This window comes from Pseudobdellovibrionaceae bacterium (assembly GCA_019637875.1).
Lineage (GTDB): Bacteria > Bdellovibrionota > Bdellovibrionia > Bdellovibrionales > Bdellovibrionaceae > JAHBUW01.
This window is the reverse complement of record JAHBUW010000001.1, coordinates 454,149-478,940: the sequence shown is the minus strand read 5'-3', so window position 1 is coordinate 478,940 and position 24,792 is coordinate 454,149. Positions and strand designations below refer to the sequence as shown.

Annotated in this window: 26 protein-coding genes and 1 pseudogene; 15 read left to right on the top strand and 12 right to left on the bottom strand. The window is 59.6% G+C overall.

Annotated elements, in window-relative coordinates; all coding sequences use genetic code 11:
- Positions 1-33 precede the first annotated feature (33 nt).
- The gene (locus tag KF767_02420) at positions 34-1,035 is read left to right on the top strand and encodes an SOS response-associated peptidase family protein (protein MBX3016717.1); all 1,002 of its coding nucleotides are present in this window, start codon (positions 34-36) and stop codon (positions 1,033-1,035) included.
- Here KF767_02420 and KF767_02415 read toward each other — a convergent pair.
- The 3 genes from KF767_02415 to KF767_02405 all read right to left on the bottom strand — a co-directional run bounded on the left by KF767_02415 (position 1,032) and on the right by KF767_02405 (position 2,710).
- Positions 1,032-1,436 (bottom strand): hypothetical protein, encoded by a 405-nt coding sequence (locus tag KF767_02415; GenBank protein ID MBX3016716.1) that lies wholly within the window; start codon positions 1,434-1,436, stop codon positions 1,032-1,034. The two genes, KF767_02420 and KF767_02415, sit on opposite strands and share 4 nt — an antisense overlap.
- 142 nt (positions 1,437-1,578) lie before the next feature.
- Complete coding sequence (locus tag KF767_02410; protein ID MBX3016715.1) at positions 1,579-2,211, bottom strand: hypothetical protein; 633 nt, start codon at positions 2,209-2,211, stop codon at positions 1,579-1,581.
- Position 2,212: 1 nt separating this feature from the next.
- Positions 2,213-2,710 carry a hypothetical protein gene (locus tag KF767_02405; GenBank protein ID MBX3016714.1) on the bottom strand — a complete coding sequence of 166 codons (498 nt, stop codon included), beginning with the start codon at positions 2,708-2,710 and terminating at the stop codon, positions 2,213-2,215.
- Positions 2,711-3,856: 1,146 nt separating this feature from the next.
- Between KF767_02405 and KF767_02400 the strand changes: the two genes are divergently transcribed.
- The 6 genes from KF767_02400 (at position 3,857) to rfaE2 (ending at position 8,711) form a co-directional block, all read left to right on the top strand.
- The gene (locus KF767_02400) at positions 3,857-4,909 is read left to right on the top strand and encodes an rRNA pseudouridine synthase (protein ID MBX3016713.1); all 1,053 of its coding nucleotides are present in this window, start codon (positions 3,857-3,859) and stop codon (positions 4,907-4,909) included.
- 114 nt (positions 4,910-5,023) lie between these two features.
- Positions 5,024-5,650: a hypothetical protein gene (locus KF767_02395; protein ID MBX3016712.1), complete on the top strand. Its 627-nt coding sequence runs from the start codon at positions 5,024-5,026 to the stop codon at positions 5,648-5,650.
- Between the two features lie 45 nt (positions 5,651-5,695).
- Entirely contained in the window at positions 5,696-6,595 is a 900-nt protein-coding gene (locus tag KF767_02390; GenBank protein MBX3016711.1) for a 50S ribosomal protein L11 methyltransferase, read from the top strand.
- Positions 6,592-7,347: a 16S rRNA (uracil(1498)-N(3))-methyltransferase gene (locus KF767_02385; GenBank protein MBX3016710.1), complete on the top strand. Its 756-nt coding sequence runs from the start codon at positions 6,592-6,594 to the stop codon at positions 7,345-7,347. Before KF767_02390 ends, KF767_02385 begins: the two co-directional genes overlap by 4 nt.
- 25 nt (positions 7,348-7,372) lie before the next feature.
- A complete protein-coding gene (locus tag KF767_02380; protein ID MBX3016709.1) occupies positions 7,373-8,242 on the top strand; it encodes a hypothetical protein in 870 nt (289 codons plus the stop codon).
- Position 8,243: 1 nt separating this feature from the next.
- Positions 8,244-8,711: a D-glycero-beta-D-manno-heptose 1-phosphate adenylyltransferase gene (gene rfaE2 / locus KF767_02375; protein ID MBX3016708.1), complete on the top strand. Its 468-nt coding sequence runs from the start codon at positions 8,244-8,246 to the stop codon at positions 8,709-8,711.
- Here rfaE2 and KF767_02370 read toward each other — a convergent pair.
- Positions 8,708-9,433, bottom strand: a complete 726-nt coding sequence (locus KF767_02370; GenBank protein MBX3016707.1) for a hypothetical protein — start codon at positions 9,431-9,433, stop codon at positions 8,708-8,710. The two genes, rfaE2 and KF767_02370, sit on opposite strands and share 4 nt — an antisense overlap.
- Before the next feature lie 9 nt (positions 9,434-9,442).
- The gene (locus tag KF767_02365; protein ID MBX3016706.1) at positions 9,443-10,597 is read right to left on the bottom strand and encodes a hypothetical protein; all 1,155 of its coding nucleotides are present in this window, start codon (positions 10,595-10,597) and stop codon (positions 9,443-9,445) included.
- Here KF767_02365 and KF767_02360 point away from each other — a divergent pair.
- Positions 10,583-10,816 (top strand): hypothetical protein, encoded by a 234-nt coding sequence (locus KF767_02360; protein ID MBX3016705.1) that lies wholly within the window; start codon positions 10,583-10,585, stop codon positions 10,814-10,816. The genes KF767_02365 and KF767_02360 overlap by 15 nt on opposite strands.
- Here the strand turns inward: KF767_02360 and KF767_02355 are convergent.
- Positions 10,808-11,242 carry a YkgJ family cysteine cluster protein gene (locus KF767_02355; protein MBX3016704.1) on the bottom strand — a complete coding sequence of 145 codons (435 nt, stop codon included), beginning with the start codon at positions 11,240-11,242 and terminating at the stop codon, positions 10,808-10,810. The genes KF767_02360 and KF767_02355 overlap by 9 nt on opposite strands.
- A gap of 90 nt (positions 11,243-11,332) precedes the next feature.
- Between KF767_02355 and KF767_02350 the strand changes: the two genes are divergently transcribed.
- On the top strand, positions 11,333-12,739 hold the full coding sequence (locus KF767_02350; GenBank protein MBX3016703.1) for a hypothetical protein: 1,407 nt from the start codon (positions 11,333-11,335) through the stop codon (positions 12,737-12,739).
- 48 nt (positions 12,740-12,787) lie between these two features.
- On the opposite strand, the gene KF767_02345 is transcribed toward KF767_02350, so the two are convergent.
- The 4 genes from KF767_02345 to KF767_02330 are packed head-to-tail and all read right to left on the bottom strand — an operon-like array spanning position 12,788 to position 17,344.
- Positions 12,788-14,041 carry a cation:dicarboxylase symporter family transporter gene (locus KF767_02345; GenBank protein MBX3016702.1) on the bottom strand — a complete coding sequence of 418 codons (1,254 nt, stop codon included), beginning with the start codon at positions 14,039-14,041 and terminating at the stop codon, positions 12,788-12,790.
- A gap of 11 nt (positions 14,042-14,052) precedes the next feature.
- Positions 14,053-15,369 carry a class I SAM-dependent rRNA methyltransferase gene (locus tag KF767_02340; protein MBX3016701.1) on the bottom strand — a complete coding sequence of 439 codons (1,317 nt, stop codon included), beginning with the start codon at positions 15,367-15,369 and terminating at the stop codon, positions 14,053-14,055.
- A complete protein-coding gene (locus tag KF767_02335; protein ID MBX3016700.1) occupies positions 15,366-16,490 on the bottom strand; it encodes an esterase-like activity of phytase family protein in 1,125 nt (374 codons plus the stop codon). Before KF767_02335 ends, KF767_02340 begins: the two co-directional genes overlap by 4 nt.
- The gene (locus KF767_02330) at positions 16,487-17,344 is read right to left on the bottom strand and encodes a bifunctional 5,10-methylenetetrahydrofolate dehydrogenase/5,10-methenyltetrahydrofolate cyclohydrolase (protein MBX3016699.1); all 858 of its coding nucleotides are present in this window, start codon (positions 17,342-17,344) and stop codon (positions 16,487-16,489) included. Before KF767_02330 ends, KF767_02335 begins: the two co-directional genes overlap by 4 nt.
- A 146-nt stretch (positions 17,345-17,490) precedes the next feature.
- Between KF767_02330 and KF767_02325 the strand changes: the two are divergent.
- From KF767_02325 to KF767_02300, 6 genes and pseudogenes are all read left to right on the top strand, one after another.
- A pseudogene (locus KF767_02325) lies at positions 17,491-17,748 on the top strand (hypothetical protein).
- A gap of 512 nt (positions 17,749-18,260) precedes the next feature.
- Positions 18,261-18,536 carry a Flp family type IVb pilin gene (locus KF767_02320; GenBank protein MBX3016698.1) on the top strand — a complete coding sequence of 92 codons (276 nt, stop codon included), beginning with the start codon at positions 18,261-18,263 and terminating at the stop codon, positions 18,534-18,536.
- Positions 18,517-18,855: a hypothetical protein gene (locus KF767_02315; protein MBX3016697.1), complete on the top strand. Its 339-nt coding sequence runs from the start codon at positions 18,517-18,519 to the stop codon at positions 18,853-18,855. The genes KF767_02320 and KF767_02315 overlap by 20 nt, the downstream gene beginning before the upstream one ends.
- Before the next feature lie 127 nt (positions 18,856-18,982).
- On the top strand, positions 18,983-19,591 hold the full coding sequence (locus KF767_02310) for a hypothetical protein (GenBank protein MBX3016696.1): 609 nt from the start codon (positions 18,983-18,985) through the stop codon (positions 19,589-19,591).
- A 102-nt stretch (positions 19,592-19,693) separates the two neighbouring features.
- On the top strand, positions 19,694-20,224 hold the full coding sequence (locus tag KF767_02305; protein ID MBX3016695.1) for a hypothetical protein: 531 nt from the start codon (positions 19,694-19,696) through the stop codon (positions 20,222-20,224).
- 11 nt (positions 20,225-20,235) lie between these two features.
- Positions 20,236-21,126 (top strand): hypothetical protein, encoded by an 891-nt coding sequence (locus KF767_02300; protein ID MBX3016694.1) that lies wholly within the window; start codon positions 20,236-20,238, stop codon positions 21,124-21,126.
- Here KF767_02300 and KF767_02295 read toward each other — a convergent pair.
- Together KF767_02295 and KF767_02290 are read right to left on the bottom strand one after the other, a co-directional pair.
- A complete protein-coding gene (locus KF767_02295; GenBank protein ID MBX3016693.1) occupies positions 21,108-22,433 on the bottom strand; it encodes an amidohydrolase family protein in 1,326 nt (441 codons plus the stop codon). The genes KF767_02300 and KF767_02295 overlap by 19 nt on opposite strands.
- Positions 22,434-22,475: 42 nt before the next feature.
- Positions 22,476-24,755: a hypothetical protein gene (locus KF767_02290; GenBank protein ID MBX3016692.1), complete on the bottom strand. Its 2,280-nt coding sequence runs from the start codon at positions 24,753-24,755 to the stop codon at positions 22,476-22,478.
- Between the last annotated feature and the right edge of the window lie 37 nt (positions 24,756-24,792).

The window sequence follows — 24,792 nt, the reverse complement described above, 5'->3', positions numbered from 1 at the left end:
CTCCGGCATAGACTTCCAGCCGGAGGCTCTCCCATGTGCTTTTCGGCAATCATTCAGCAACGAGCGAAAAAACTGGGCGTTCTGTTCGCCGCGCGCATTCAGACTGACGATTACACGGAACTATTCGTCCGCCGCATGGAAGGCGAAAAACTTCTGCTGGGTGTGGGCCTAGAGATGGATTTTCTGGAAGGCGCGAAGACCGAGTCCGAAAAACGCGGCCGCGATGCCATCCTGACGTGGCATCGGGACGAAGCCGAACGTTTGCGCGAAGAGATTCTGAAACAGGTGGCCCGTCGTGATGACTCTCGCACGAAACTCGCGGTGAAGACGACAAAGAAAGCCGAAAACGATCTACGCGTCTCGCTCAATAAAATCGAAAAGTTGACCAGTGAGCTCGCAAGGCACGAAGGCATTCTGGATGCCGTCGCGGATAAGGACGGCGAAAAGAAAATCGTCGATTTTGATCGCGTGTTTCCGCGCGCATTCACCTCGATGGTCGGCACGGACCGCGACGGCGAAAAGATCGTCATCCCCGTCCGCTACCTGCTTCGCCCGCACGACAAAGACGAAAACTTCGATCTCAAATTTCACGGCTGTTACAACGCAAGACGGGACGCGCTTTACAACGTCCCGTGGTGGAGAAATCTGCTCGGCCAACGCCATGGCGTCTTGAGCGTTCGGAATTTTTACGAGTTCGTGCCACGCGAAACCTATCCCGATCGCCCGAAAAGCGAACCGGGGCCGGAAAACCTCGAAGTCGAATTCACTCCCGAGTCAGAAGAGATTCTCTACGTCCCGACCCTTTGGGATACGTGGAAAGACAAGACAGGAAAGTCGATGAATTCGGCGGCACTCATCACCGATACGCCACTCCCGGATGTCGCTCGCACGGGTCACGACCGCACACCAATATTTTTAACGAAGAAAGCCGCCGAAGAGTGGCTCGAACTGAAGACGGACGATCCCGCAAAGGTGAACGCCGTCCTCGATCAAAAAACTCTGCCTAAACTGCGTCACCGCCTGAGCGGCAGTTAGTTGCCCTGACTTTTCTCGGGAGTCTCTGCCGTTTCGGAAAGTCCCCATTCGGCGTCGATCTTTTTGAGCATCGACGTACGAACGGCGGGACTCAACAGAACGTAAAGTAAAACCGCCGACGCCGGGAAACACAGACTCGGCAACGTCACGACCGCGACGGTGACAAGCCCCATCCAACCGTAGTGATTATCCTGAAACAAAAAGCGCAAGCTTGTGAAGGCAGCCGATCCGACCATCACCGGCCAAACGGCGGCTCCCAGCACGATCGACACGTAGTTCATTTCCAGTCCGTACTGCGGAATCGAGAGGAGTGTCGAGACGGCGTAGAGGGTGCCAAGACCTTGAATCGCGATGAGCGCAAAGGTCGCAAGTTTAACGATACGTTTCTGTTTGGGAGTCATAGGAGTTCCTTTCAGGAAGAAGAAGCGCGCGAGTTGCGCGCCTTCTCCCCTCCTCCAAAATCGAAACCACGCACCGATCCACACCGCACGTTCGGCGGCCACGGGTCCGGCCCGGCGTCCGAAGGGCGCCCGGACACTCAGATTATTGAATATTGTGACTTTGATTATGCGCGGTCAGCGCGCGGCCCGCATCGCCAGCGAGTTTCAGGAACTTTTCGTTCCACACGGCCGGAACGACGTCGGGTTTAGCGCCGGCGACGTTGAAGTAGATGTTATGCACATCTTCGACCGCCCAGTCGTCGCCGTTTCGAATCGCCGCGATCACTTGTTTCAAGTGGTCGACCGATTCGGATAACACGTCCGGATTTTCCACTTCGTATTCGGGCGATTGGTGAAGAAGCAGAGCGAGCGTCCGGTACAAAATCACGACGAGCTCTTCGACCTCGTCGCTGACCGGTGCCCATGCATACACGCGACATTCCGGCTTCCAGCGCATTTCCGTTTTCAGGCGAATCGCGGTTTCGTATTGGCGCAGCGGTGTCGGGCAGATCAAAGCGAACGAAGCGCGGCCCATGCGCAACTCAAAACCACCCGAGTATTGAAGCGCGAATTCGTCGGCGGCGACCGCGGGTGCGGCGCCCCCGGCCAGCGCCGCGAGTCCCAACTTCGACTCCAGTTCGCGCGCGACCTTGTCGAAGCCCGCACGTGAGTATTCAAAGACCGGAAAATCGACCAAGGCCCGTCCGTCGGCCGCGACGCTCAGATCAAACTGCATTTTACATCCGCTTCAGGCGCGAGATTTCGGTTTTGGCTTCGACCAAAGAGACCTGCGCCGAAAGGAGCATCGCTTCTTTCTCGTTCAGGATCTTCTGCATTTGCTGAATGCGCATTTCGGCGCTGCGGATGAGGGCCTGGTGGCGATCCATCATCTCTTGAACCTTCAGATCCACGGACTGACGATCCGCCAAACGCGTGTGCATCTGCGAAATCCGGGTCGTCACTTCCTGGTGAACTTTGCCCTGAAGCCCTTCCAGACGCGCCACTTGCTGGGCGAGCTTTTCCATTTTGTTGTGGCTCGAGGTCTTCAGCGCTTCCATATCACGGCCGAAACGGCTCACTTCTTCCTTAATCTCACGGAGTTGGACGCGCAAATCGGCGACCTTCTGCTCCACGTGTCCCACGGCATCGAATCCGGTGGTTCTGGGCTTTTCCACCGCGCGGGGCGCGGCCCAAGCACCTTCACCAAAGAGCGACGGGTCGAGTTCCTTAGACATTGACTCCTCCATGACGCGTTCTTATCGTCCTGATATGGCCACGGTTGGCGAGTTCCTCAAATTCCTGAGCAGTCCGCAGAATCAGCTGTCCCCCGTGGCGCTGACATACAAAAATTATTTCCAATATCTGTTCGATCCGCAAGAAGAGTTGGAAGCAGACGCGCTTCAATCGTTTTTTGACTCGGCCCTCACTTATCCCCACTGGCAACAGAACAGAAAAGATTTGACGAGTGAAGGTCGGACGCTGCTGGAAAGCTTCTTCGGTACGGGCGGCGCCTCGCTGATCGCCGCGGAAGGCGCGTCCATGCTGGATGCCCTGGATTGGCCCGCGGATCAGCAGGTCATCGAGATCGAAAACAATCAAACCGCACTCGAGATCCTTTCGAATTATTGGACTTTCCGTTTGAAGCGCGAGGGCGCCCAATTTCGCCTGATCGAGGCGAAAGACCGCATGTTCCTGACGCTGATCCTGGGGACGGACGGACGACTCACCATTCGCCAGTACGATCACCGCTTCGTCGTGCGCAACGGCCACCTGGAGCCCCTGCGCCGCGACCTGATGCTCGTTTACAACTCCGAACTCGAGCTTGACCCCACGGTCATGCACAAATTCGAGGTTAGCCCCTTCACCGTCGCCCGGTTCTACCGGGACGGGACCTCGGCCGGTCCTTACGGCATCCATGGGAACACCACCCGCGGGTACATCTTCCAGCATCTGCAGAACTTTCACGGGCAACCGCTGGAGCAGTTCCCGCGCCTGTTCTTCGCCCTCAAACGCATTGAGCAGCATTTTATCCGTCGGGACACCGATCCTTACTACATCAGCCTCGTCGAGGGGCTCGAGCGCATCCTGCACTGGATGCGCCTTGGGGAGCCCGTCTCGCCCCAACTGCTGCACGAGAACTTCCTCCGGGCCCAGACGGCCATCGAAGAGGTGTTTACCGGTGACAAAATGCTCACTCTCTTGCTAAGGGACCTGGAGCATTTGAACGCCCGCGACCAACTTCGCCATCCCGATCGCCCGAAGGCCTTCACCCCCTCACGTGGGGTCGGCCAACTTCCCGCGAACTTGGACTTTGTCGATGAGACTCCCGCGCCGTCGGATGCCGTAAAAACGGCTTTCCCGAGCCGACAGCAGGAGCCCGCATGGAATCGAAAAACAGAGTTCGCCTCAACAAAGCCCTCGCCGACGCCGGCCTTGCGTCCCGCCGCGAAGCCGACCGCCTCATCGCCGAGGGGAGCGTCACCGTCAACGGGAAGCGCGTCTATGAACTCGGAATCAAAGTGGATCCCCGGAAGGACAAGATCCTTGTTTCGGGAAAACCCCTAAAATCGAAGTCGGCCCCGGTCTACGCGATCCTGCATAAACCCAAAGGCGTCCTGACCACGATGGAAGACCCCGAAGGTCGTCCCACGCTGAAGCCCTACATCGAAGATCTGCCCGTGCGCCTGTTCCCCGTCGGTCGTCTGGACTGGGACTCGGAGGGGCTTTTGCTTCTAACGAACGATGGCGATTGGGCCCAGAAGGTCATGCGTCCCGAAAACGAAGTCACGAAAACCTACCTCGTGAAAGTGAAGGGCGAAGCGAAACCCGAAGCGTTGACCAAACTCCGCACCGGCGTTTCGATCATCGGCGGCCGCGTGTCGGCGAAGTTCGTCGAGCGCATCGACCGCGGTAAAGAAAAATACCCCTGGTACAAAATCGTCATCACCGAAGGAAAGAACCGTCAGATCCGTTTGATGTTCGAAAAAGTCGGTCTCGATGTCATGAAGCTGCAACGGATCGGTATCGGCCGTCTGCGCTTGGGCAACATCGAAAAGGGCCGCCTGGTTTTCCTCGAGGACTCTGCCCGTGAACTCGTCTTCCTGCCCGATATGAGCGGCGCCGAAAGCGAGAAAAAAGAGCGTCAAACTTCGTCCAAAAAATCGCAAGGCGCCTCGGACGCGACGGTGCTCGACGCGGCTCCCGGCACGAAAGTCGCCGCCGCGGGTTCGAAAAAAGTTGCGAAGAAGAACGAACCCAAGAAACCGAAAAAGGGACTCGCCGGACGCAAATTCAAGGGCATGAAACTCAAAGACAAAGACGAAGGCCCCCAAAGTCGCCGCAAACAAAACCGCGCGGCGATCGATGCGCGCCGGGCGCAGCGCGGGACCAAAGCCCAGCCGAAACAGAAGCCTCTCGACTTCGACGACCTCTGATCCGACCGCGCGGCGATACTTTCGTCGCGCTTTTCCCTCCCCACGAGCCCAGGGTGCTCAAGTTTGAAACGGTTCCGGCCGATATCAAATCGAGACCCATGAAAGGATTCGTGGATGAGAAAAGCAGGATGGATTCTGGGAATGATGGCGGTGCTTGCGGGACAAAGCTCCCTGCGCGCGGCCGAATTGAAGATCGTCGATGTGCGCCGGAACATTCCGCTCGCGGACGATGAACCCGTCTACAAAGACTTCTACATCAACGGCGGCGCGAAGGACGGCTTGAAGCCGAACCTCGTCGTCACGGCCATCCGCAAAACTTCGATCCGCGACGCTTCGGGCACGCAAAGCCTGGGTGAGCTCGCGATCCCGGTCGCGCAAATCCGCGTGGTCTACGTCGCCGATAACCTCGCGGTCGCCCGTGAATACAAAGTTCTGTCCCGTGACGAACTGCCCATGCTCGAACAGATCGGCGTGATGAGCGGAGACGTGCTCGACCTGAAAGGCTCCTTCGTCGACAAGCGCAAACCCAGTTCCGCCGCGGTTACCCAACCCGGAACGGCCGCCTCCACCGTAAATAATACAGCTCCGGCCCTGACTCCTCCCGCCCCTGCGGCGCAGGCGCCGACGGCTCCAGTTCCGGCACGCGACGTCCAGCCCATGAAAGCGATCATCGGCTCACCTAAAAACGAAGCCTCCGCCGGCCGCACCAAGGCCGAAACCGAAACTCCCCGCGCCCTCTAAGCCGCATTGACGGCGACCTTCCGGTCGCCTTAGACTCCCGCGCGCATGGCCAACACTTATCTGCGCGTCCGTCTGAAGCAAGTCCCCTCCGACCTCGAAGAGGCCGTTACGCAACACAGTTTCGCGTGCGGAGCATCGGGACTCTCCGAAGCCCTTCAATTCAAACAACCGAATCTGGCTTACGATCCCACGATCCTGACCGGTCGGACGATGGAGTTCGACGCCTACTTCGAAACCGAGCCCCAAGCCGGTTACTACGAAGGCCTCGCGAACCTTGACGGCGCGATTCAGTGGGAACTCCACACCGAAGAAACCAAAGACTGGCTCGAGGAGTGGAAGAAAGGTTTCGAACCCTTCAAACTCGTCGGCGATTACTGGATCGTGCCCAGCTGGCATGAATCCCCCGTCGCCGATCAGTTCGCGATCCGCATCGATCCCGGCATGGCCTTCGGCACCGGCACCCACGCGACCACCCAAATCGCGTCAAGCTTCCTGCACCGCCGCTACAAACAAACTCCCGGCGAGACGATCACCATGCTCGACGTCGGCACCGGCACCGCGGTGCTGGCGATCCTGGCGCGCAAGATGGGCTACGGCCCGATCATCGGCACCGAGATCGACCCGGAGGCGCGTCGCGTGGCGCGTGAAAACGTCGCCCGCAACAAAGTCGACGCCATCGAGATTCCCGACAAACAAATCGAGGAGCTGCACGAAAGCTTCGACGTGGTCGTCGCGAATATCATCGACGGCGTCCTGATCAACTTGCGCAAAGAGCTGCTGGCGTCGACCCGCACGGGTGGCGATTTATTCCTGACCGGCATCCTGAAAGAGCGCGAAGAGTATTTCCTGGAGCACTTCATCCGCGTCTCTCCGGTTGAGGTGCAAAAGCGCTGGGACCACGACGACTGGGTCGGCTACTGGGTCCGCAAGGTGCCCGAGGCATGAGGCGTTACCGTCTGCCGGTCGATCCCCCGAGTTTCGACCGGATCACGATCGACGGCGACCTTTTCCATCACGTCGTCGACGTTTGTCGGCAGGACGTGGGTTCGAAGTTCGAGCTGCTCGATGGCCAAGGCCGCGCGCATCTCGTCGAGGTGACGGCGATCGGCAAACGCTCCGCCGAAACCACGCGCCTCGAAACGCGCACGCTCCCCGCGCTGCCGAAGCCCCACCTCATTCTGGCGCTGTCGGTGCCGCGCTTTCCGGTTCTCGAAAGCGTCTTGGAAAAAGCGGTCGAGCTCGGCGTCGCCGAGATTCGCCTGTTCTTCTCGGAGTACAGCTTCGTCCGGGGCCTCGATAAGATCTCGGACAACCGCTTCGAGCGTTGGCAAAAAATCATCCTGTCGTCGACCCAGCAATCGGGCCGCGCCGACCTGATGAAACTCGTCAAACCCATCCCCCTGTCCGAAATGCTGGCCACTTTTAACCCGTCGGCCGGGGACCAGGGTCTTTTAGCTTACGAGGGGGAGACCCCTCGCCAAGTCCGCGAGGTCGTCCGCCGCTTCGATCCCGGCACCCCCGGAAACTGGTGGTGCTTCGTCGGCAGCGAAGGCGGTTTCAGCGTCCAAGAGGCGAAAGCCTTTGAGTCCCAGGGACTTCACGCTGCGAGTCTCGGCGAGCAGGTGCTCCGGGTCGAAACGGCTTGCATCACTTTGCTCAGCGTCCTAAAATACGAGGCCGGACACTTCGGACGCTAACCGCTTGTTATTTTTGGGGGAATCTTTGGCTGGCCCTATCGAAAACGATCCTTTCGAAGAATTCGAGTTCAAGCCGATCACGGAAGGCTTGGGTTTCCATTCCCAATCCAAAAACGCGGCGAAAACCGAACAAAAAGCGGACGCCAAAACGGACTCCAAGGTGACGGCGAAACCCGATCTGAAGTTCGAAGCCCGTCGTTCCGCAAGTGAGCAGTCCGCACGCGCCGAAAAAAATCTGGTGGATGACCTGCTCGACCTGAACTCGCTCGAGACCGGCAAATTGGATCAGCCGCTGCTGCGCACGCCTTTGTTGAAACGTTCCGGCCCCGCGGCGACCACCGAAATTCCCACGGCACCGACACCCAAAGTGGACGAAGTGCTGAAGGGTCTGCAAAAACAAAACTGGGATTTCAAAGACGAAAAAGCGACCGCCGCGCGCCAAGCGCTGAAGGCTCCGCCCGAATACGTCTATCGTCCCTCGGGTCACGATCTGTCGGCCCTCGTGCTGGACACCATGCTCGTCGTCGCGGCCTTCCTCGGTTGCCTGATCGTCCTGTTGATGGTCACGCAAATCGACCTCGTGGCGGCGATCACGACGGCTTCGACCGAAGTCCTCGCGATGACCTTGGGCGCGCTCATGGGCACGATCTGCTGGGTCTACCTGTGCGTGAATCGCGTCTTCTTGGGCGCGACGCCGGGCGAATGGGTTTTCGATCAGCGCCTCGGCCCGGCCGAGGCTCAAGGCACCGCGAGCTTCGCGTGGAAGTCGATCCTGCGTTCGACGATCCTGCTCGCGACCGGCATCGTGGTCTTGCCCGTGCTGTCGCTGCTCTCACGCCGCGATCTGCTGGGACGCTGGATGGGACTCGAACTCCACCAGAAGAATCTGAAGTAACGTGGGCCATTTCCTTTCGGAGGACGATCTCTTGAAACAGATCGCCGCCAAAAAAGCGGCGGGCCGTAAGATCGTTTTCACGAACGGCTGCTTCGACCTTTTGCACGTCGGTCACGTCCGCTACCTCCAGGCCGCGCGCCAGTTGGGCGATGAGCTCGTCGTTGCGCTCAACTCCGACGCCAGCGTGAAACGCCTGAAGGGACCCGAACGTCCCATCCAAACCGAAAACGACCGCGCCGAAATCATGGCCGCGCTCGGCTGCGTGTCCTTCTCGGTGCTGTTCACGGAAGACACCCCCGCCCGGATCATCGAGGCCGTGAAGCCCGACGTCCTCGTCAAAGGTGGCGACTGGAAGATCGAGCAAATCGTCGGCGGTACCTTCGTGCAAAGCTACGGCGGCGAAGTCCGCTCGCTTCAATTCATCGACGGCAAGTCGACGACTAAACTCATCGAGAAAGCTCGGACTTAGTATCTCACGCCGAATTTGATCGCGTACGCGGCTTGCGTCGCGCGGTCCATCTGGGCGGCGACGAAGTACGTGCCGTACTTCACGCTGATACCGGCGAAGGTGTGGGCTTCGTTGATGGCCTCGGTGACGGTTTCGTTCGAGTCGCTGACGCCGCCGGCGCCGCCGATGAACTGCCCCGAGCTGCGGATCAACCCCACGCCGCCATAGAAAACCAGATCTTGGAAGTTCCAGCCGCCGATCAGATCGAAACTCTGGGTCGTGGTGTTCACCTTGTTCTGAAAACTCGCCGAATTCGCCGCCGCCTGCACCGAAAAGTGGATGGGCATCGCTTGAAGTTCGAGGACGCCCCAACGAAGCGCGCCGCCGAAGCTGGAGAACTTCTCGCTTTGTCCGAGGGGCGAAAAGTTCAGGTAAAAATCGACGTCGTAGAAAAGTCCCTTACCGAGGGTGACGTTCAGAATCGAAGTGTCTCCCTGCACGCCCGTGCCCGAGCCGAGCTTCGCGATCTGCGCGGTCGACAGCAGCTCGTAGCTGACGCCGACTTCGAACCCCATGTAACCGCCCAATGGATAGGGATCGCCGCTGGTTTTGAAGCTGGTCCCGTAGCCCAGGATTTTCAGCATGCTTTGCCGATCGGCCGAGGACATCTGCGACGGGATCTGAATCGCCGCGCGGGCGCTCACCGAGAAGAGGCAAAGGAAAAGGAAAATACGGATCAACACGCCGCTAGCTTAGCGTTCGTTACCGGCGGTCTGCATGGGACGACCCGTCAGGCCGGACTTCTTCGGCTCGAGGGGTTTCAGCTCCGCAATCGAAGTGCTGAGGGACTTCGCCTGTTCCGCGAGCGAACCTTCACCGGTTTCACCCACACGGCGAAGGGTCGCCAGGAAGACTTGCAGCTGGGCCAAGGACGGGGCATTGGCGGATTGCGTGATTTGTCCGCTTTGCAGGCGACGGTATTCGGTGATCGAGGCTTCGATCAGATTCATCGCCACCAGCACGGCCGACTTGTCCTCGTTCGCGGAAACCAGCACAGGGCCTAAATAGGTCAAACGCGCCGGCAGACCGTAGCTTTCGATCTTCTTTTGCAGCTCGGTTTGCACGTCTTGCGAGAACTCGGATTTTTCAAGCACCATGAATTCAAACGTCTTCGCCGAAACCATCCGATCCGCGATCGAAAGGCCCGCCTGTTGACGTTCGTCCCCGCTGTCCTTCAGCAGATCTTTCGCGATCTCGAGGACGACGTCCTCCGAGATGTCTCCGCGGTTGCGCGCGGCGATCAATTTACTGACGTTCAAAGCGGTGGGCGCGACCTGAAGCAGGGAACGCCACTGCTCGGGGGTAAGCTTCGGCTCTTCGTCTTTTTTCTCGGTGCTCGTGGTCGCCGTTTTCGTCGTGGCTTGGGGAACGTAGTTCTGCGGATACGCATTCGCATAGGCGGCGGAGTCCACCCCTTGCGCGGACGCGCGCATCCGTTTGTAACGCTCGGATTCGCCGACGGTGTCGACTTTCATACGTGCGGCTTCGGCGGCGGCCATGGCCGCGGCCGACGCTTTGATCGCGACCGCTTTCACATTGGGTTTCGCGGGACCTTTATGAGCGCCCGAACCGGCCATCACGCCTTTCAGCGCGGCCTTCTTCTTGGCTTCGTAAGCTTCCAGTTCACGTTTGCGGCGATGCACGTCGCGCCCCGAAAGATCGAAAGCGCCCTCTTCTTGCTCGATGCGCGCCATTTCATAAGAGTAGCTGACGTCTTCGGCGCTCATGATCTTCCGAGCTTGTTGCGTGCGGGGACCGATGACCATCAGGCCGGCGATGAACAGCCCCACCAGACCGACGCCGATCCAGATGGGTGTAGAATAGCTGTCTTCATGCCGCAAGATCATGGGTTCTCCTCAACCCTTGATAAAGCAGCCAAAGTGCCATCTTCGCCGCGCCAACTCCGATTAAATGCGGAGCCGCCCCTCGCTTTGGTGGCGGAAACCAACCCCTCCCTCTTCAGCGCCCCGTCCCGTCCGGCACGCGACCAAAACTTCGACAACGCTCATTTCAAAATGAGACGAAATCCATTCACCGATTTTCAGAAGAAATTTGTCTCAGAATGAGGCGCGGGGTTTGGAGTTTCGGGGGCAGAAATTCGGCCGCGGCCCAATAGCGGGGAACTCACGGCAAACCCCTGGACGTTGGTCGTAGACCTGGCACAAACGGGACACCGGGTGCAGGAAGTGACAATCGCCATTTGGGCGCGACTGCAGTTGATAAAGATCGGTTCCCTCCCGATAAGTGGATACGATTCCCGCCTTCTGCAGTCGCTTGATCATCTTGCGGCGGGACCCGAGGGCCTCATCTTCTGTAACGACATTTAAGCGAATCAGGTCTTCGAGTTTCACTTCGACGGGCATTGTGCAACAGGAAGCGTTACACCCTGCACAATACCCCTGCCGGTAGGGAATCCAAGTGGAGGGGCGATCTTTGTCCGTCCGCGAATTGAAGTTGGAAGTCGAAATTTGACGATGAACTTGGGGCTGCATTCGACCTCGACCTTTCTCGGGTTGGACGTGACCTCGGACCGGGTCCGGCTTTAGCATGAAGCCTATCCCGCATCAACGGAGCTGATACGAATGTCGAAACCGAATGTGCCTGACACTGACCGTCTGTTTGACGAAATCGCCGGAAAGCTGAATGAACTCAGCGGTAACAAGCCGTCCGAGTCTCCCGCCGAGCGCTTTGAAAAACTTCAAGCCCAGCTGAAAAGATCGCAAGAAGACTGGAAAAGCGCCCAAAGCCAGATGCAAGAGCGCATGCAGAACTTCGAGCAGTTCTCGAATTCACAAAACGAACTGACGCAGGAAATGCGCCGTTCGGCGACCTTGCTCGAGCAAGAGCGTGTGAACAATTCGAAAACCGCCAGCGATTTGGCCAAGGCTTTAGAGCTGAACCTGAAGCTTCAATTCGACATTGAAGAAATTCGCACCAAAGCCGGTCAGCTCGTCGCGGAAGAGCGTAAACACAACCTGTTCCTGGTCGAAAAAAATCGCAACCTGTCGACCGAACTCGAATTGTCGCAGGCGATGAACCAAGAAGTCCGTCTGGAACTCGGTAAAGCGCGCGAAAAATTCCTGCAAGATCAGAATCAGTGGACCGAGCAGCAAAACGATCTGCAAAGTCAGATGAAAGTTCAGGCCGAGGAGTTCGAAGCCGCGAACATGAAAATCGACGAGCTGGAACAGGTCGTTCAGCACCGTGACGTCGAAATCAACGCCAAAGCCCAAGAGATCAGCCGTCAGTCGGACGAGATCCGCGCGCTGATGGACACCCTCAAAGGCTTCGAAGAGCACGCGAACATGCAGAACGACACCATGCGCGCGCTCACCGCCACCGCCGAGAAAAAACTCGTCGAGCTGAAACTCGCGTTGGACAAAAAGATCATCGAATCGAACGACTACTACAGCCATCTGCAACAGGCGCTCGCGCAAGTGCAGATCCTGCGTCAGGAAAACGGCGCGCTGAAAGAGTACATCACCAAACTGCAATCCCTGCATCAGGGGCAGAATGTGATTCCCGCCGCCACCAACGGTGGCGCGTACGTCAGCGAGACCACAAATCCCGGCATCGCGCCGATCGCGCCGATGCCGCAGCCGGCCCCGGTCGCCGTCGCTCCGGCACCGACTCCCGCGCCGGTCGAACCCGCCCCCTTCGTCGCGGCCATGGCTCCGACGGCGCCCGCAAGCGCTCCCGTTCCCCAGCCCGCGACCAGCTTCGGCTCACCGATGACCGTTCCTTCGACTCCGGCTTTCATGGCCAGCAGCACTCCGGCTCCCGTGCCGAACGCGACGCCCGCTCCGGCCTGGATGACCAGCACGCCGACTCCCGGCGCGCCCCCGAAACCGGGTCCCCCGCCCAAGCCGAGCGCCCCGGGCATGGGCATGCCGCCCAAACCGGGTGCGCCGCAGTCGATGGCCGCTTCGGCCGAGGCTCCGCCGAAACCCCGCCCGCCCTTTCCGGGCAAAGTGGCTTCGGGACATTGAAAGCCAAGTTGAATGACAGTGAAAAAGGCGACCCCCGGGTCGCCTTTTTTATTTGGAAGAAGCCGGGGACTCTTCCCGCCAGCCGCGCTGTCCGCTGACGGCATCCAGGGCGATGGAAAGAGTCATGTCGCTGGTCACGTTCACCGCCGAGCGGAAACGGGCGATCATCCAGTCGATGGAAAGCAGCAGCGGCAAAAGTTCCGTGGGAAGCTTCAAAAGCCCGATCACCACCGTCAACGAAATGAAACCCGCCTCGGGAATTCCGGTGATTCCCATCGCGGCCACGATACACACGAGCGCGGCGCCGAGCATTTGGGGCATGTCCATGGGTATGCCCAGCACGATCGCGGTGAAGTAAACGGCCATCGCCTCGTAAAGAAGAATCCCGTCGTTGTTCAGATTGGTGCCGACCCCGGCCCCCAAAGACGAAGACGTCTCGCTGACTTTCATGCGACGAAGCGAGTTCAAGGTGTGCGGCAAACTCGCGAGGCTCGAATTCACCCCGAAGGCGTAAAGGATCGTTTGTTTGGACTCGCGCCAAAACTGGGCGGGGCGCATCCGCGCGACCACGGCGATCCAAAATCCGTACACGACGAAAACTTGCAGCAGAAACCCCAGCAGCACCGCAAAAACGAAGGGCGCCAGCGTCGCGAAGATTCCGAATCCGTACTGCGCAATCGCGCCGGAAAGCACGGCGAAAACCGCGAAGGGAATCAGCAGCGTGATCCAATGAAGGATCTTCGCCAAAAGCTCCCGCATACGCTCGGAGCCGCGGGACCACGCGCGCAGCACCTCGGGCTGTTCGGCCTGGAAAGTGACCCGCACCGCGATCCCCAGGATCAGCGCGAGCAAAGCGATCAACAAAATTTCGTTGCGGACGAAGGGTTCGAAAAGACTCACCGGCTGAAAGGACTTGAGCCAGGCCTCGAACCCGATGCTGCCGACCTCGGGTTTCATCACCACGGGGACATCGTTGTCGCCGGCCAAAATCGCCGCCGCATTGACCTGGCCACTCAACAAGGTTTGCGTCAACAGGATCGAAATCGCCAGCGCGCAAGCGGCGTTGAAGCCGGCGACCAGAATCAGGCGTGCCCCCTGAAACCAGCTGATCGAGACCTGCATCAGCGCGGTCAAAATCGAAAAAAACAGAAAGGGTCCCGCCACCAGCTTCACCCAATGAATGATCATCTTGCCGGTGCTCGACAGCGCGGACAGATCATGACCGCGGGCGACGCTACCGACGATCGCGCCCAGAACGACTCCGATCAAAATCTGCACGGTCAGGTTGCCTTTGATCTTCATGAACCCTCCGCCTAGTCGAGGCGTGTGATCTGCATTTTGAGGTAACGCCCCTCGGGAAAATTCGTCAGCCACGGATGATCCGCGCCCTGCTGGCCGCGGCCCAAGATCGTCGCGCGACGGCCCACGCGGGCGGCGGCCTTGGCCACGGCCTGCGCCAGATCTTCTTCGCTCACCGCACCCGAGCACGAACAGCTGATCAAAAGCCCGCCGGGCGCGACCCGCTTGGCCGCTTCGGTATTGAGCTTGAGGTAAGCGTGCTGCCCTTGCGGCAAATCCTTCTTCGCTTTCACGAAGGCCGGAGGATCGGCGATCACGACGTCATAGGGTCCCTTGGGCCAAGCGTCGATGTCCTTTAAGACATCCAGCTCAAACGCCGCGCTGGCCAAACCCGCCGCGCTCAAGTTCGCACTCGCCCGCGCCAAGGCCGACGCCGAAACGTCGACCAGGTCCGCGTGAAAGTCCGCGCCTTGACGTCGCGCTAAATTTCCCAGCTGCAAACTCCAATGACCGACATAGGAGCACAAATCCAACACACGCAGCCGGGACAATTTCATATCGGCCAGCAGCCCCTGCACCAGCCGCATATTCCACGACTGATCCAGAAAAAATCCCGTCTTTTGGCCTTCGAACAGATCCGCCGTCAACGTGACGTAGGAATCGTCTCCGGGCGCTTGCGAGGCCATCCGCACGGAGGCATGCGCGAGTTTCTCGGGCGTCCATCCCGCCCCGGCATGGAGCACTCGCGGCGCCAAGACCTCGAGCCCCTCGACTTTACGAATCGAGACGTCCTTGCGTTCCACGACGACGGTCTTCGCCCAATCGCCGCCCTTCAGTTCAACCACGCCGCGCATGAGTTCCAGCCCGTCGCCCCAGATACGATCGAAACCCGCGGTCAAAATCTGCGCGGCCAAGACTTGCCCGATCTCTCCCGGTTGATCCCCCGCCAGCTCGTAGCGATCCAATATCAATCCCGGCAACCCGTCCGCTTCGCTGAAAACCAAACGGTAAGAGCCGCGAAATCCCAGGGACTCGCGGCGTTTCCACGCGGCGACGATGGACTCGCGGACCCAGGCCTGAAAGTCCGCCGAGCCGGGACCGACCGAGGCCATGGCCGCCAGTTTCGGATGTTGAAGGAGCGGCAGCGAGCGAAACGCCAAAGCACAGCGCGGATTTCCGTATCCGAAATCAAGAACTTCATTTTTATCCGAAACGATGCGCACGAAACTTCCGGGCTGCACGCGATCGGCTTCGATTTCCAGATCTTTCGCGAAGGCCCACGGATGCCCCTTCTTGTAGGCGGCTCCCTTACGTAATTTCCAGGTGATCATTCGGTCTCCACCGGTTTCGGCCAGTCGACCGCGAACGTCGCGAAAACCGTCGGCTCATTTTTTTCCAAATTGTTATCGCTCAAAACGACCAAAAGGCGTCGTCCATCCGGCAGGGTCGGTCCCCAGCTGAGCGCTTCGAAATTACGCGCGAACTTCGCGCCCATATTGCCGAAGTTCAGCAGAGGCGTCTTCGTGAGCTCCTGATTCGTGCCCAGTTCCACACGAAACAGCTCGGCACGAAACGTGAGACCCGAAACCGAAATCCCCGCCCCCCGCTCCATGACCCACCACTCCTGATCGCGCGCATGCAGAACTTCGGAAACGCCAATGACGAGCGGAGCGCCGGTCCCCGCCGACGCGGGACTCAAGGGGTAAAACCACTCGCGACCGGGTTTCAAAACCCAGGCCTCGGTTTGCGTGTATTCCAGAAGACGCGTCACTTCGCCTTTGTCTTGAAGAAGACCCAGCTCGGACGCCACGACCCAGTGATTCCCGTCCGCATGTCCCGCCAGACCTTCGAAAGAAAAATTATTCCGGGGCCCCGTCTTCTGTCGTCCGCTCGGCGTCGCCAGATAATCGGCCGGGACCTCGTAATCGCGAACGAACTCTCCGGATAGCTTGAACTCCATCACACGACTGTTCACGCGCGGTTTCTGATTCATATCGCCTTCGCTGACGATCAACCAGTTCCCCCACGGCAGGAGCGCAATCCCTTCGAAATCCCACACGGTCTTTTTGTTTTTGGGATCGGACTTCGGATCCTTGAGTGTCACGACCTTCGCGAGTTTCCACGCGGGCTCTTTGCCCTTCGCGGGAGGCGTGAACTCAAATCCGTACACGCGCGGCTCGTTCACCCGACCGCGATCGTCGCTGACCGCCCAGAAGATCTTCTGCGACTCGTCCCACACCAGTCCCGAAAGCCCGCCCACGCGGGTCTTCTGGAACTCTTCGGTCCCCGGAATCTCAAACACGCCCAAGAGTTCCAGTTTCGGCGGAGCCGTTTCCTCGGCGATGTGCGCGGGAAGACGTTTCCCGCTCACGGGCACGCTCACCCGCAGCGCCCCCGAACCAAAGGCCACGAACGGCATCAGAAGAAGAATCGAAAAAAGCGTGCGCCTCACGTCAGTCCCTGCCGGATTTCTGCGAGCTTCATGGTGTTTTCCAGCAGTGTGGTGATGGTCATCGGTCCCACGCCCCCGGGAACGGGAGTCGCGGCCGACGCCCAGCCCTTCAGCTCTTCGAAACGGACATCCCCACAGAGTTTTCCACCTTCACCCGTGCCGTGCATCCCGACGTCGATAACCACCGCGCCCTCTTTGAACGCCGAACGTCCCAGGAACTCGCGTTGACCGGCGGCGACGACGACGATGTCGGCCTCGCGCGTGACGGCCTCGAGGTCTTTGGTTTTCGAGTGCGCGACGGTGACCGTCGCGTTCGCATCGAGAAGCAAAAGCGCCATGGGCTTACCGACGATCAGCGAGCGACCGACGACGACCGCGCGGCGACCCGCAACTTCGATCTTGTAGTGTTTGAGAATCGTCATCACGCCCATGGGCGTGCAGGGCGCGACGCGGATTTTGCCGGCGATCATCATGCCGAGGTTTCCGTAGGCGAAACCGTCCGCGTCCTTCGCGGCATCGACATCCGAACCGAGGTCGACATTTTTCAACTGCGGCGGCAGCGGCAACTGCACGAGGACGCCGTCGACGCCCGGATCTTTCTCCAAAGCGTGAAGCTGTTCGCGGAATTTCTCGATGCTCAGATCTTCGGGCCAATGAAGGACCGTGCTGTCCATGCCGACGGACTCGCAAGCTTTTACTTTATTGCGAACGTAAACTTGGCTCGGCAGGTGAGTTCCCACCAAAACGACCACCAGCTTCGGTTTGCGCCCCGCCTTCGCGACAAAGTTCGCGATGCGCGGTTTGAGGGCTTCGCGTTGGGCTTGCGAGACGGCTTTTCCATCCAGGATCAACATCGAAGACCTCCCCCAAATTTTGTACGTGATTTGCCGGTCACTTTCGCAAAGTTCGCCCCCGAGTTCAAACCGAAACTCCCTTGCCAAAATGAGGGCTTCCGACTAGTTTCGCCTCTGAAATAACGCATCTCAAAAAGGGGAACCGCATGGCATCCGATAAGGTGAAACTGTCCAAAGACGGCAGCTCGATCGACTTCGTCGCATCCGAAAACCTCCCCACCTCGCTCAAAAAGTTCCGCCAAAGTCCCGAGATTGAAGGCTTCTATCGCTTCATTTTTGAGAATGACCTGCAGCGTGAAGCTTATGAAATTCTTGAGCGAATCGTCAATTCTCGTAAAACCAAGCGCCTCGCTGAAAAGGCCGCTCAGAAAGCCGAAAAACAAGCGGCGAAACAAGCCGAATCCGCAGCCAACAAAGCGAAAGCCGCCGCCGAAAAGGCCGCCCAAAAGGCCCTTGCCGAGAAAGCCGCCCAGAAGCTTGCCGCGGAAAAAGCCGCTGCCGCTCAGAAAGAAGCGGCCAAAAAAGCCGCCCAGAAGGCCGCGGCCGACAAAGCCGCCGCCCTGAAAGCCAAGGCGAAAGCCCCTGCCGCGAAGGCCAAGCCCGTCGCGAAGGCCGCCAAACCCGCCCTGAAGACGAAGCCGACGGCGAAAGCCAAGCCCGCGCCCGCTAAAAAAGCCGCCGCGAAGGCGAAGCCCGCAGCCAAAGGTAAAAAACGCTAGGCTCTTTCCATTCCCGTCGAACTCAAGCCCGTGGCGACCCCACGGGCTTTTTTATGTCCGCGACGTCCGGACGGCGATTTCTTGTCCGTCCGCGCCCGCAGAGGGGATCGCGCTCATGCCTCCGCCTCGCTGGCCATCCCCTTGCTGTTCCCGTCGGCAGCGCCGGATTCACCGGCGCCGTACGCGAAAGGAACTCCATGAAAAGGAACTTCAATAACCAAAAGGGTCAAGGCCTGATCGAATATCTCGTCCTCGTCGCGCTGATCGCGGTCGGCACGATGGCCACCATCCGCATTCTGGGTCAAAGCGTGAACGTGAAATTCGCGAAGGTTGCGGAGAGCCTCGGCGCCGACGTCCAATCGGATATCGGCAACGCGCAAGTCACGACCGGCGCATGGAAAAAGAAAGACATGCGCGACTTCATGCAGGGCTCGGGAAACCGGCGCAACAACAGTGGCCGCAACGACGACTAGTCAACGCGGCCAAGGCGTGACCGAATTTCTGGTCGCGCTCCCGCTCCTCATCGCTATCGTCGCGGGTTTGGCCCTGATCTTCGCCCGCGGCGCGCTTCGTTTGGAACTGCAAACCCTGACCCAGGAACTGAAGGTCTGCTATGCCTCCACTCACCCTCGCGAACGTTGTCGCGATCGCTTCACGCGCTCTCTCGCGCGCTATCCGGGGACGTTTCGCTTGGTCCGCGTGGTCCCGGGGGGACGGACCTTCGCGGTTACATTGCGCCACGAACTCCCGCTCCCGCCCCGTCAATGGACGCTCGAGGTCCCCTCAAGGTGAGGACGGCGGCGTCCTCATCGCCTTCCTGCTTTTCGCGAGCCTCGTCGTCGCGGGTCTTAGCCTTTACTCCATTCGCTGGGCCCAGCTTTGGGATTCGCAACGACTGCGCGCCGAATGCCGGGCCGAGATGCGCGCCACCTACGACGAGGTCGGCGAAAAGATCCGCGACCTCATCGAAATGAATCAAACCGTCGAGCGTTTACGCATCGCCGAGAAAGCCGCGTACGCCCTGCTGGCGGCCTCGACCGCGACCTTGTTCGCACCGGGGATCACGGCCGCCACCCGTGCGCTGCAAATGATCCGGCAAATGCGAAAGGTCCTCCGCGCGCGCCAGCATTGGCTGATCCAATCGGCGAACTTCAAGCTTTTGCGGATCCGCACGAACGTCTTTCAACGCCTCGGCCGTTTGCCGACCGAGCTCGGACTCGTCCGCCGCGAGCTGAATCCGCGGTTCACCCTTCCCGTCCGGGCCGCTGTCCGCAAGGCGGATCAAGACCCGCAGCTTCCGAAGTACGAACTCCTGCCCGACTTCGAACGCCGCCAAAAAATGGAACTGAAATGGCAGTCCCGCTATCAGGGCGCCGCCGCCCCGAATCGCGAAAGGACCTCCCCATGGAAAATCGCCAATCTCGAACTGCCGGAAAGCTGCGGGATGACTTTGGAAAATACGGGCACCGCCGAACGCCCCCGGTTTCGCGCCCGTCCGACTCAGGACAAATACTTCTGGAGACGTTGATCGCGGTGTCGCTCCTCGCCGGACTTCTCACGCTCACGCACCAACTTCTAACGCAGTCCCATTCGCAAATCGTCCGGGCCGCCACACCCACGGAGAACCGCCATGCTCGCTGAAAAAATCAAAATTCTTTGGCAACAGATTCGCGCCCACCGCCTGTGGGGAACCCGGATCGAAAATGTGATTCTGGGTGTCCTGCTCGTGGGACTTTTGTGGACCCTGTTCGCGCATTTTCGTACGCCGTCCGTCGCCCAAGCCGCAACCGACATCGCGGACGAGATCGTGGAAATCGACGACATGTTACCGGAGGGATTCGTGCTCTTTCCGCTGGAGTTCGCGAACCAAGCCGCGCTCGATCCACTGATCGGCGACTACGCGGTCGTGAACGTTTACCGGACCGGCAGCGACGGCGAAGGCCGGGGCCGGCTCGTCGCCAAAAACGTGAAAGTGATGCGCGCGCCACAGAACCCGCAGATGCTCGCGGCGCTCATTCCCGAAAATCAAGTCGCGGGGCTGATGGGTGAACACTCGGGTTTTTACGGAGTTCTGCAACGTCGAAGCACCGCACGCGACTTCCAACGCGCGGAGACCGCGCGCCGCAAACCTTCCCTCGTCATTGAAAACTTCGAAAACTAAGGAGCCCTCCGATGAAACACCTCCTCCTCTTCGCAATTTTACTGGGCGCCTTGTCCGCCGAAGCCGCGATTTGCCTGCGGTTCCCCGGAGCCCCCGCCGCGGTCACCGCGAGCGATGGCTGCGAAGACGCGCTCGCCGACTTCGAACGCGCCGGGCGCGTGACCCTGCTCATGCGCGACTACGACGACTTTCTCTTCGCGCAGGAGCGCAACCCCAAAAAAGCCTGGCGAGATTTCCTGCAGAAGGCGCTCAAAAAAGTGTGGAGCGCCGAGGATGAACGCCTGATCCGCGAGGTGATGGCCTGGGCGCGCACGCAAGGTTGGAAATTGGACCCGCAGCTGCGCGGGCAGATGGAACTTCTGGCGGAAGGGAGCGAGACCGAGCTGCGCCCCCGCGCGGGCGGAACAAGCTGGCTCGAGTCGCTCACGCGCATTCCGGGAATGGAGGACGTCCGCGTCGTCGCGCCCACGCTTCCCGGAGAATCGGAAAGCGCGATCATCGCGAGTTCACTTCCCCGCCGTTGGATCGTCTATAGCTCCGCGTTTCGGCCACGCGCCTATTGGGCGCGGGCGACCGATTTACCGGCCCTCGTGCGCACGGGAGGAACCTCTTGGGTTGCGGGCGACTGTTTGCATCCGGAATTTTCGGGGATCGAAGCCGCGCGTTTCGAAGTCCGCGCTTACGGTGCGAGCGGTTGCTCCACCGCGAACTTGGCGAAAATCGCAACGGGTCTACCGGGTCCCGCACCGACAAACGCGCCCCTCGGCGCGAATACGGCGCCGCAACTGAAGCCCGCAAGCAAAACCAACTGGATGATCCTGGGACTCCTGGCCGGCGCCGCCGCCGCGGCCTATTCGTTACGCGACAAAAATATCGTGATCACTCACGGTTTCAACCGCTGATCGACTTTGCCGTCCACTTCCAATCGCAGCACGCGACCGTCATCGGCGACGGTCGTGCGACAGCCCTTGCCGAAATGACGATCCGGATGACTGTGCGCGAACTTCCAATCGAGCTCGAGGCGCGGAATTCCCGCTACCTGTGCCGCCCGCAGACCCGCGACCGTCCTTTGCAACGAGGGACTTGCGATCGGGGTGTCGCTTCCGAAATAGATGGGAAAGCCCATGTTTTCGATCCGGTGCCAGGGAAAGACCAGCGCCGCGCGGTCGCCCAGTTTTTGGCTCAGCATCGCGGCGTCATCCAGATAGTGCGAGGGTTGAAAATGGAACTCCAACGCCAAACCGCGCATTTTCTTGAAGGCCTCGGGCGCGATGAGTTCCGCGTGCTCCAGGCACAGGGCGCCCTCGATCCCCTCCGTCTTGAGGGATTGGGCGATCTGAAGGACTTGGTTCATGGCGGCGTCGCCGATCGTATGGACCGCGACTTTTAAGCCTTCGCCCCACGCCGTCCGCAAAGCGTGAGTGAGATCCGTGTCGCTCCACAGGAGCGCACCGTGATGATCGTGTTTGTGCGCGTAGGGCGCCGCCAGCGCGGCCGTATCCGCCCCCAGTGCGCCATCTAAAAAGAGTTTCACGCCTTCGACACGAAGACGCGCGCTTTTCTTCAAGCGGAACGCGCGCGCCGTCTCGAGCGCGGTCGCGAGCCCTTGTCGGTGCGGAACGTGCAAAAGCATTTCGACGTACAACCGCAACTGCTTCAGGCCTTCCAAACGCAAGACATCTTCAATGAGCTCCGCATCGCCCATCATTTCGCGGATGTGGGTGAAGCCCGCATCCAGAAAGATCTCTTGCGCGCGCAAGAGGTACTGACGGCGCGTCTCGGGGGTCAGCGCGGGCAGCTTCTCAAGAATGAAGAAGTGAGCCTGTTCGCGGAAACATCCGGTGAGCCGCCCGTCTTCTGCGGCGGTCGCGAAAGGTCGAAGCTCGGCCGGAAGGTCGTTCAAGTCTCGCCACCCCAGCGCGTCCAAGGCGGCCGAATTGATCACCGAAGCGTGGCCCGAGCGATGACTGACAAGGAGGGGTTTCGCCGCGTCCCATCGGTCGAGCGCCGTGGCCCGCAGATCGCGGAACTCCGCGACGTCCGAATTCCAACCGAAAAGAAGGCGCCAGTCCCCCCGCCGTGGCGCTTGCGCCAGCGCCGCGGACCAGTCGACCAAATCGTCAACGCGGACCTGCGCCGCCAGTTCGCCGGTGGGCAACCAATGGACATGGGAGTCGTAGCAACGCTCAATGGAAAACGGGAGGCTCATGGCCTCCCGTCTGACACACTTTCTCTTTGAGGAAAACGAAAATCAGCGATAGCTGGGGACACCCGTCGTCGGGGTCGTCTGATACGGCAAAGTGTACGGCGTCTGCGGCGAATACGGCGTGCCGACCTGCCCGGGAATCACGACGGGCGAACCCGCGCCGGGAATGGTCGAAGACGGCATGAACGAATTGTCGAAGCCGAGCATTCCGTTCGAACCCATCTGCATTTGTGTCGATTGAATCCGCATCATCAGATTGTTCATCTCGGAGTACAGACCCGAGAGCGCTTGCTGGCGCGCCATCTGGTTCTGATAATTCCGCATCTGCATTTGCATCTGCATGTTGTACTGCTGCATCGCCATCTGCTGCTGCATCTGCTGCATTTGGTAGTTCATCATGGGGTCCATTCCGCCCATCATGCCCCCCATCGGATTCATGCCGTTCATCATGGGATTCATCATGCCGTACGGATTGTACTGCCCGTTCATCATCATCGGGTTCATGCCCCCCATCATCATGGGATTCATTCCGCCCATCATCATCGGGTTCATGCCGTTCATCATGGGATTCATTCCCATGCTGAATCCGGGATTCAAATATCCCGGCATCATCGGGTTGAAGCCGCCCATGGGATTCATCATGCCCATCATGTTCGGATTCATTCCCATCATCATGGGATTCATCCCCATCATGCCGTTCATCATGGGATTCATGCCGTTCATCCCGTTCATGCCCATCATCCCCATCGGGCAAGGCCACACGGGGCAATAGTTCTGCTGACCGAAGCCGGGCATGAATCCGGGACCCGCGCCGGGCATGAACATCCCGTGGCCGTAAGGACTACCGTACATACTGTTCGGCATGCCCCACATCGAACCCGGGCTGAAGCCCATCTGTCCGTAGGGGTTCATCATGCCGTAAGGGCCGGCCATGCCGTAGGGACCCATCGCCTGGCCGCCGTTGAAACCGGTGCCCGCGCAGCCGAACGAACCTTGTCCCATCGCTCCGGGCAAGACTCCCTGAAGTCCCGCTTGGATGAAGGGCCATCCGTAAGTCATGGTCGCGCCCATCAGCGGCATCGGCGTCGACTGGAAGCCCAAGCGCGCGTTCTGATCCGCGATGTATTTCGAAGACTGCATTCCGCCGTAGATCGAAAGGCCCGCCAGCGCGAAGTTGCCGACCGTTTCCCAGATCGTGGGTTTACGGGGTTGATAGACCGCGGCGCCGCCGACGATACAATCCAAGCAGCCGCCTTCGGTCATCGACTCGCGTTGTTCACGCTGGAATTCTTTGATCGAGTCGCGGAGTTCCGCTTTTTTGACTTTCGTGAGGGCTTCGAGCTCTTTCACCACCGCTTCGAGGCGAAGTTTTTCGGCTTTCAGCTCTTCTTCTTCTTTTTTCTTTTCCTGCCATGCTTGCAGATACTTTTCGCAAGAGGCGGCGTTACGACCGCGCGGGATCGACTCGATACCGTCGGAGATTCCGCAAATCGAGGACTTCACTTCACCGCGATTGGGTCCGCAGTGGGGCAGGAAGGTTCCCGCCGTGAATCCGCCGTCATAGCCGACGCCTTTATCGCGGCACTGAACGGGTTGCTCACGGGGGTACTCCGGCTGACGCTCCACGCGGGGAGGCGGTTCGGGACGGGGCGTGAGATCTTCGGGTTTCGGCAGCTCGACCGGTGTATCCGCCCCTGGAGTCACGCGTTCGTCGCGTTCGGGTTCGGGCACCGCCGCCGGCGCATCGGCCGCGGGCATCCGCGAGTTGCGGGCCACGGACGGTTGAGTTTTCGTCGTTTCGGGCGCCGCGGGCGAATAACCGTTCGCCGCGAAAGTCTCGGCGGGTGTCGCCATCATTTCGGGTCCGATGTAGGCTTCGCTGTTCCCGCGCATTCTTTCATTCAACATCAGCGCGAAGTACCAGTAGGGATACTGTTCCATTTCGCCGGCGGTCCCCGCGTAGAATTCGCAAGAGCCTTTGTAATCCCGGCAGCTCGTGCCGGAGTTGATGTGACGCTCGATGAAGTTGAAGGCGGCTCCGTCAAACCCGGTGAGTTTGAAAAGATCGCGCTGCGAGTTCACGCTGGTTTTAATGGAGCTCAGGCGAGATTTCACTTTGCTGAGGTCCGACTTCGCGTCCTTCAGCTCTTGCTGCCGCTCTTTCAATTCGTCGCGAATGTCCGAAGCCTCATCGCCCACCTTCATTTCGTAACCGCAAGAGGGCATCGCGGGATACATTCCCGAACCCCATTGCGCGTACGATGGTAAAGCATGAAGTGAAAAGAGCACTCCGAGCGCCATCCATGGCCGAAAAAATTTGGACATTTCCAAACTCCCCATCTTCAATAAAAGACTCACGGCA

Coding starts and splice junctions, on each gene's coding strand:
- KF767_02330 (MBX3016699.1), bottom strand. CDS start 17,344: ATGTTGATCCTGGATGGAAAAGCCGTCTCGCAAGCCCAACGCGAAGCC.
- KF767_02360 (MBX3016705.1), top strand. CDS start 10,583: ATGCCGCAAGATCATGGGTTCTCCTCAACCCTTGATAAAGCAGCCAAA.
- KF767_02365 (MBX3016706.1), bottom strand. CDS start 10,597: ATGATCTTGCGGCATGAAGACAGCTATTCTACACCCATCTGGATCGGC.
- KF767_02305 (MBX3016695.1), top strand. CDS start 19,694: ATGCTCGCTGAAAAAATCAAAATTCTTTGGCAACAGATTCGCGCCCAC.
- KF767_02410 (MBX3016715.1), bottom strand. CDS start 2,211: ATGCAGTTTGATCTGAGCGTCGCGGCCGACGGACGGGCCTTGGTCGAT.
- KF767_02300 (MBX3016694.1), top strand. CDS start 20,236: ATGAAACACCTCCTCCTCTTCGCAATTTTACTGGGCGCCTTGTCCGCC.
- KF767_02405 (MBX3016714.1), bottom strand. CDS start 2,710: ATGTCTAAGGAACTCGACCCGTCGCTCTTTGGTGAAGGTGCTTGGGCC.
- KF767_02415 (MBX3016716.1), bottom strand. CDS start 1,436: ATGACTCCCAAACAGAAACGTATCGTTAAACTTGCGACCTTTGCGCTC.
- KF767_02290 (MBX3016692.1), bottom strand. CDS start 24,755: ATGTCCAAATTTTTTCGGCCATGGATGGCGCTCGGAGTGCTCTTTTCA.
- KF767_02295 (MBX3016693.1), bottom strand. CDS start 22,433: ATGAGCCTCCCGTTTTCCATTGAGCGTTGCTACGACTCCCATGTCCAT.
- KF767_02400 (MBX3016713.1), top strand. CDS start 3,857: ATGGAATCGAAAAACAGAGTTCGCCTCAACAAAGCCCTCGCCGACGCC.
- KF767_02320 (MBX3016698.1), top strand. CDS start 18,261: ATGAAAAGGAACTTCAATAACCAAAAGGGTCAAGGCCTGATCGAATAT.
- KF767_02385 (MBX3016710.1), top strand. CDS start 6,592: ATGAGGCGTTACCGTCTGCCGGTCGATCCCCCGAGTTTCGACCGGATC.
- KF767_02310 (MBX3016696.1), top strand. CDS start 18,983: ATGCGCGCCACCTACGACGAGGTCGGCGAAAAGATCCGCGACCTCATC.
- KF767_02345 (MBX3016702.1), bottom strand. CDS start 14,041: ATGAAGATCAAAGGCAACCTGACCGTGCAGATTTTGATCGGAGTCGTT.
- KF767_02350 (MBX3016703.1), top strand. CDS start 11,333: ATGTCGAAACCGAATGTGCCTGACACTGACCGTCTGTTTGACGAAATC.
- KF767_02340 (MBX3016701.1), bottom strand. CDS start 15,369: ATGATCACCTGGAAATTACGTAAGGGAGCCGCCTACAAGAAGGGGCAT.
- KF767_02395 (MBX3016712.1), top strand. CDS start 5,024: ATGAGAAAAGCAGGATGGATTCTGGGAATGATGGCGGTGCTTGCGGGA.
- KF767_02420 (MBX3016717.1), top strand. CDS start 34: ATGTGCTTTTCGGCAATCATTCAGCAACGAGCGAAAAAACTGGGCGTT.
- KF767_02355 (MBX3016704.1), bottom strand. CDS start 11,242: ATGCAGCCCCAAGTTCATCGTCAAATTTCGACTTCCAACTTCAATTCG.
- KF767_02390 (MBX3016711.1), top strand. CDS start 5,696: ATGGCCAACACTTATCTGCGCGTCCGTCTGAAGCAAGTCCCCTCCGAC.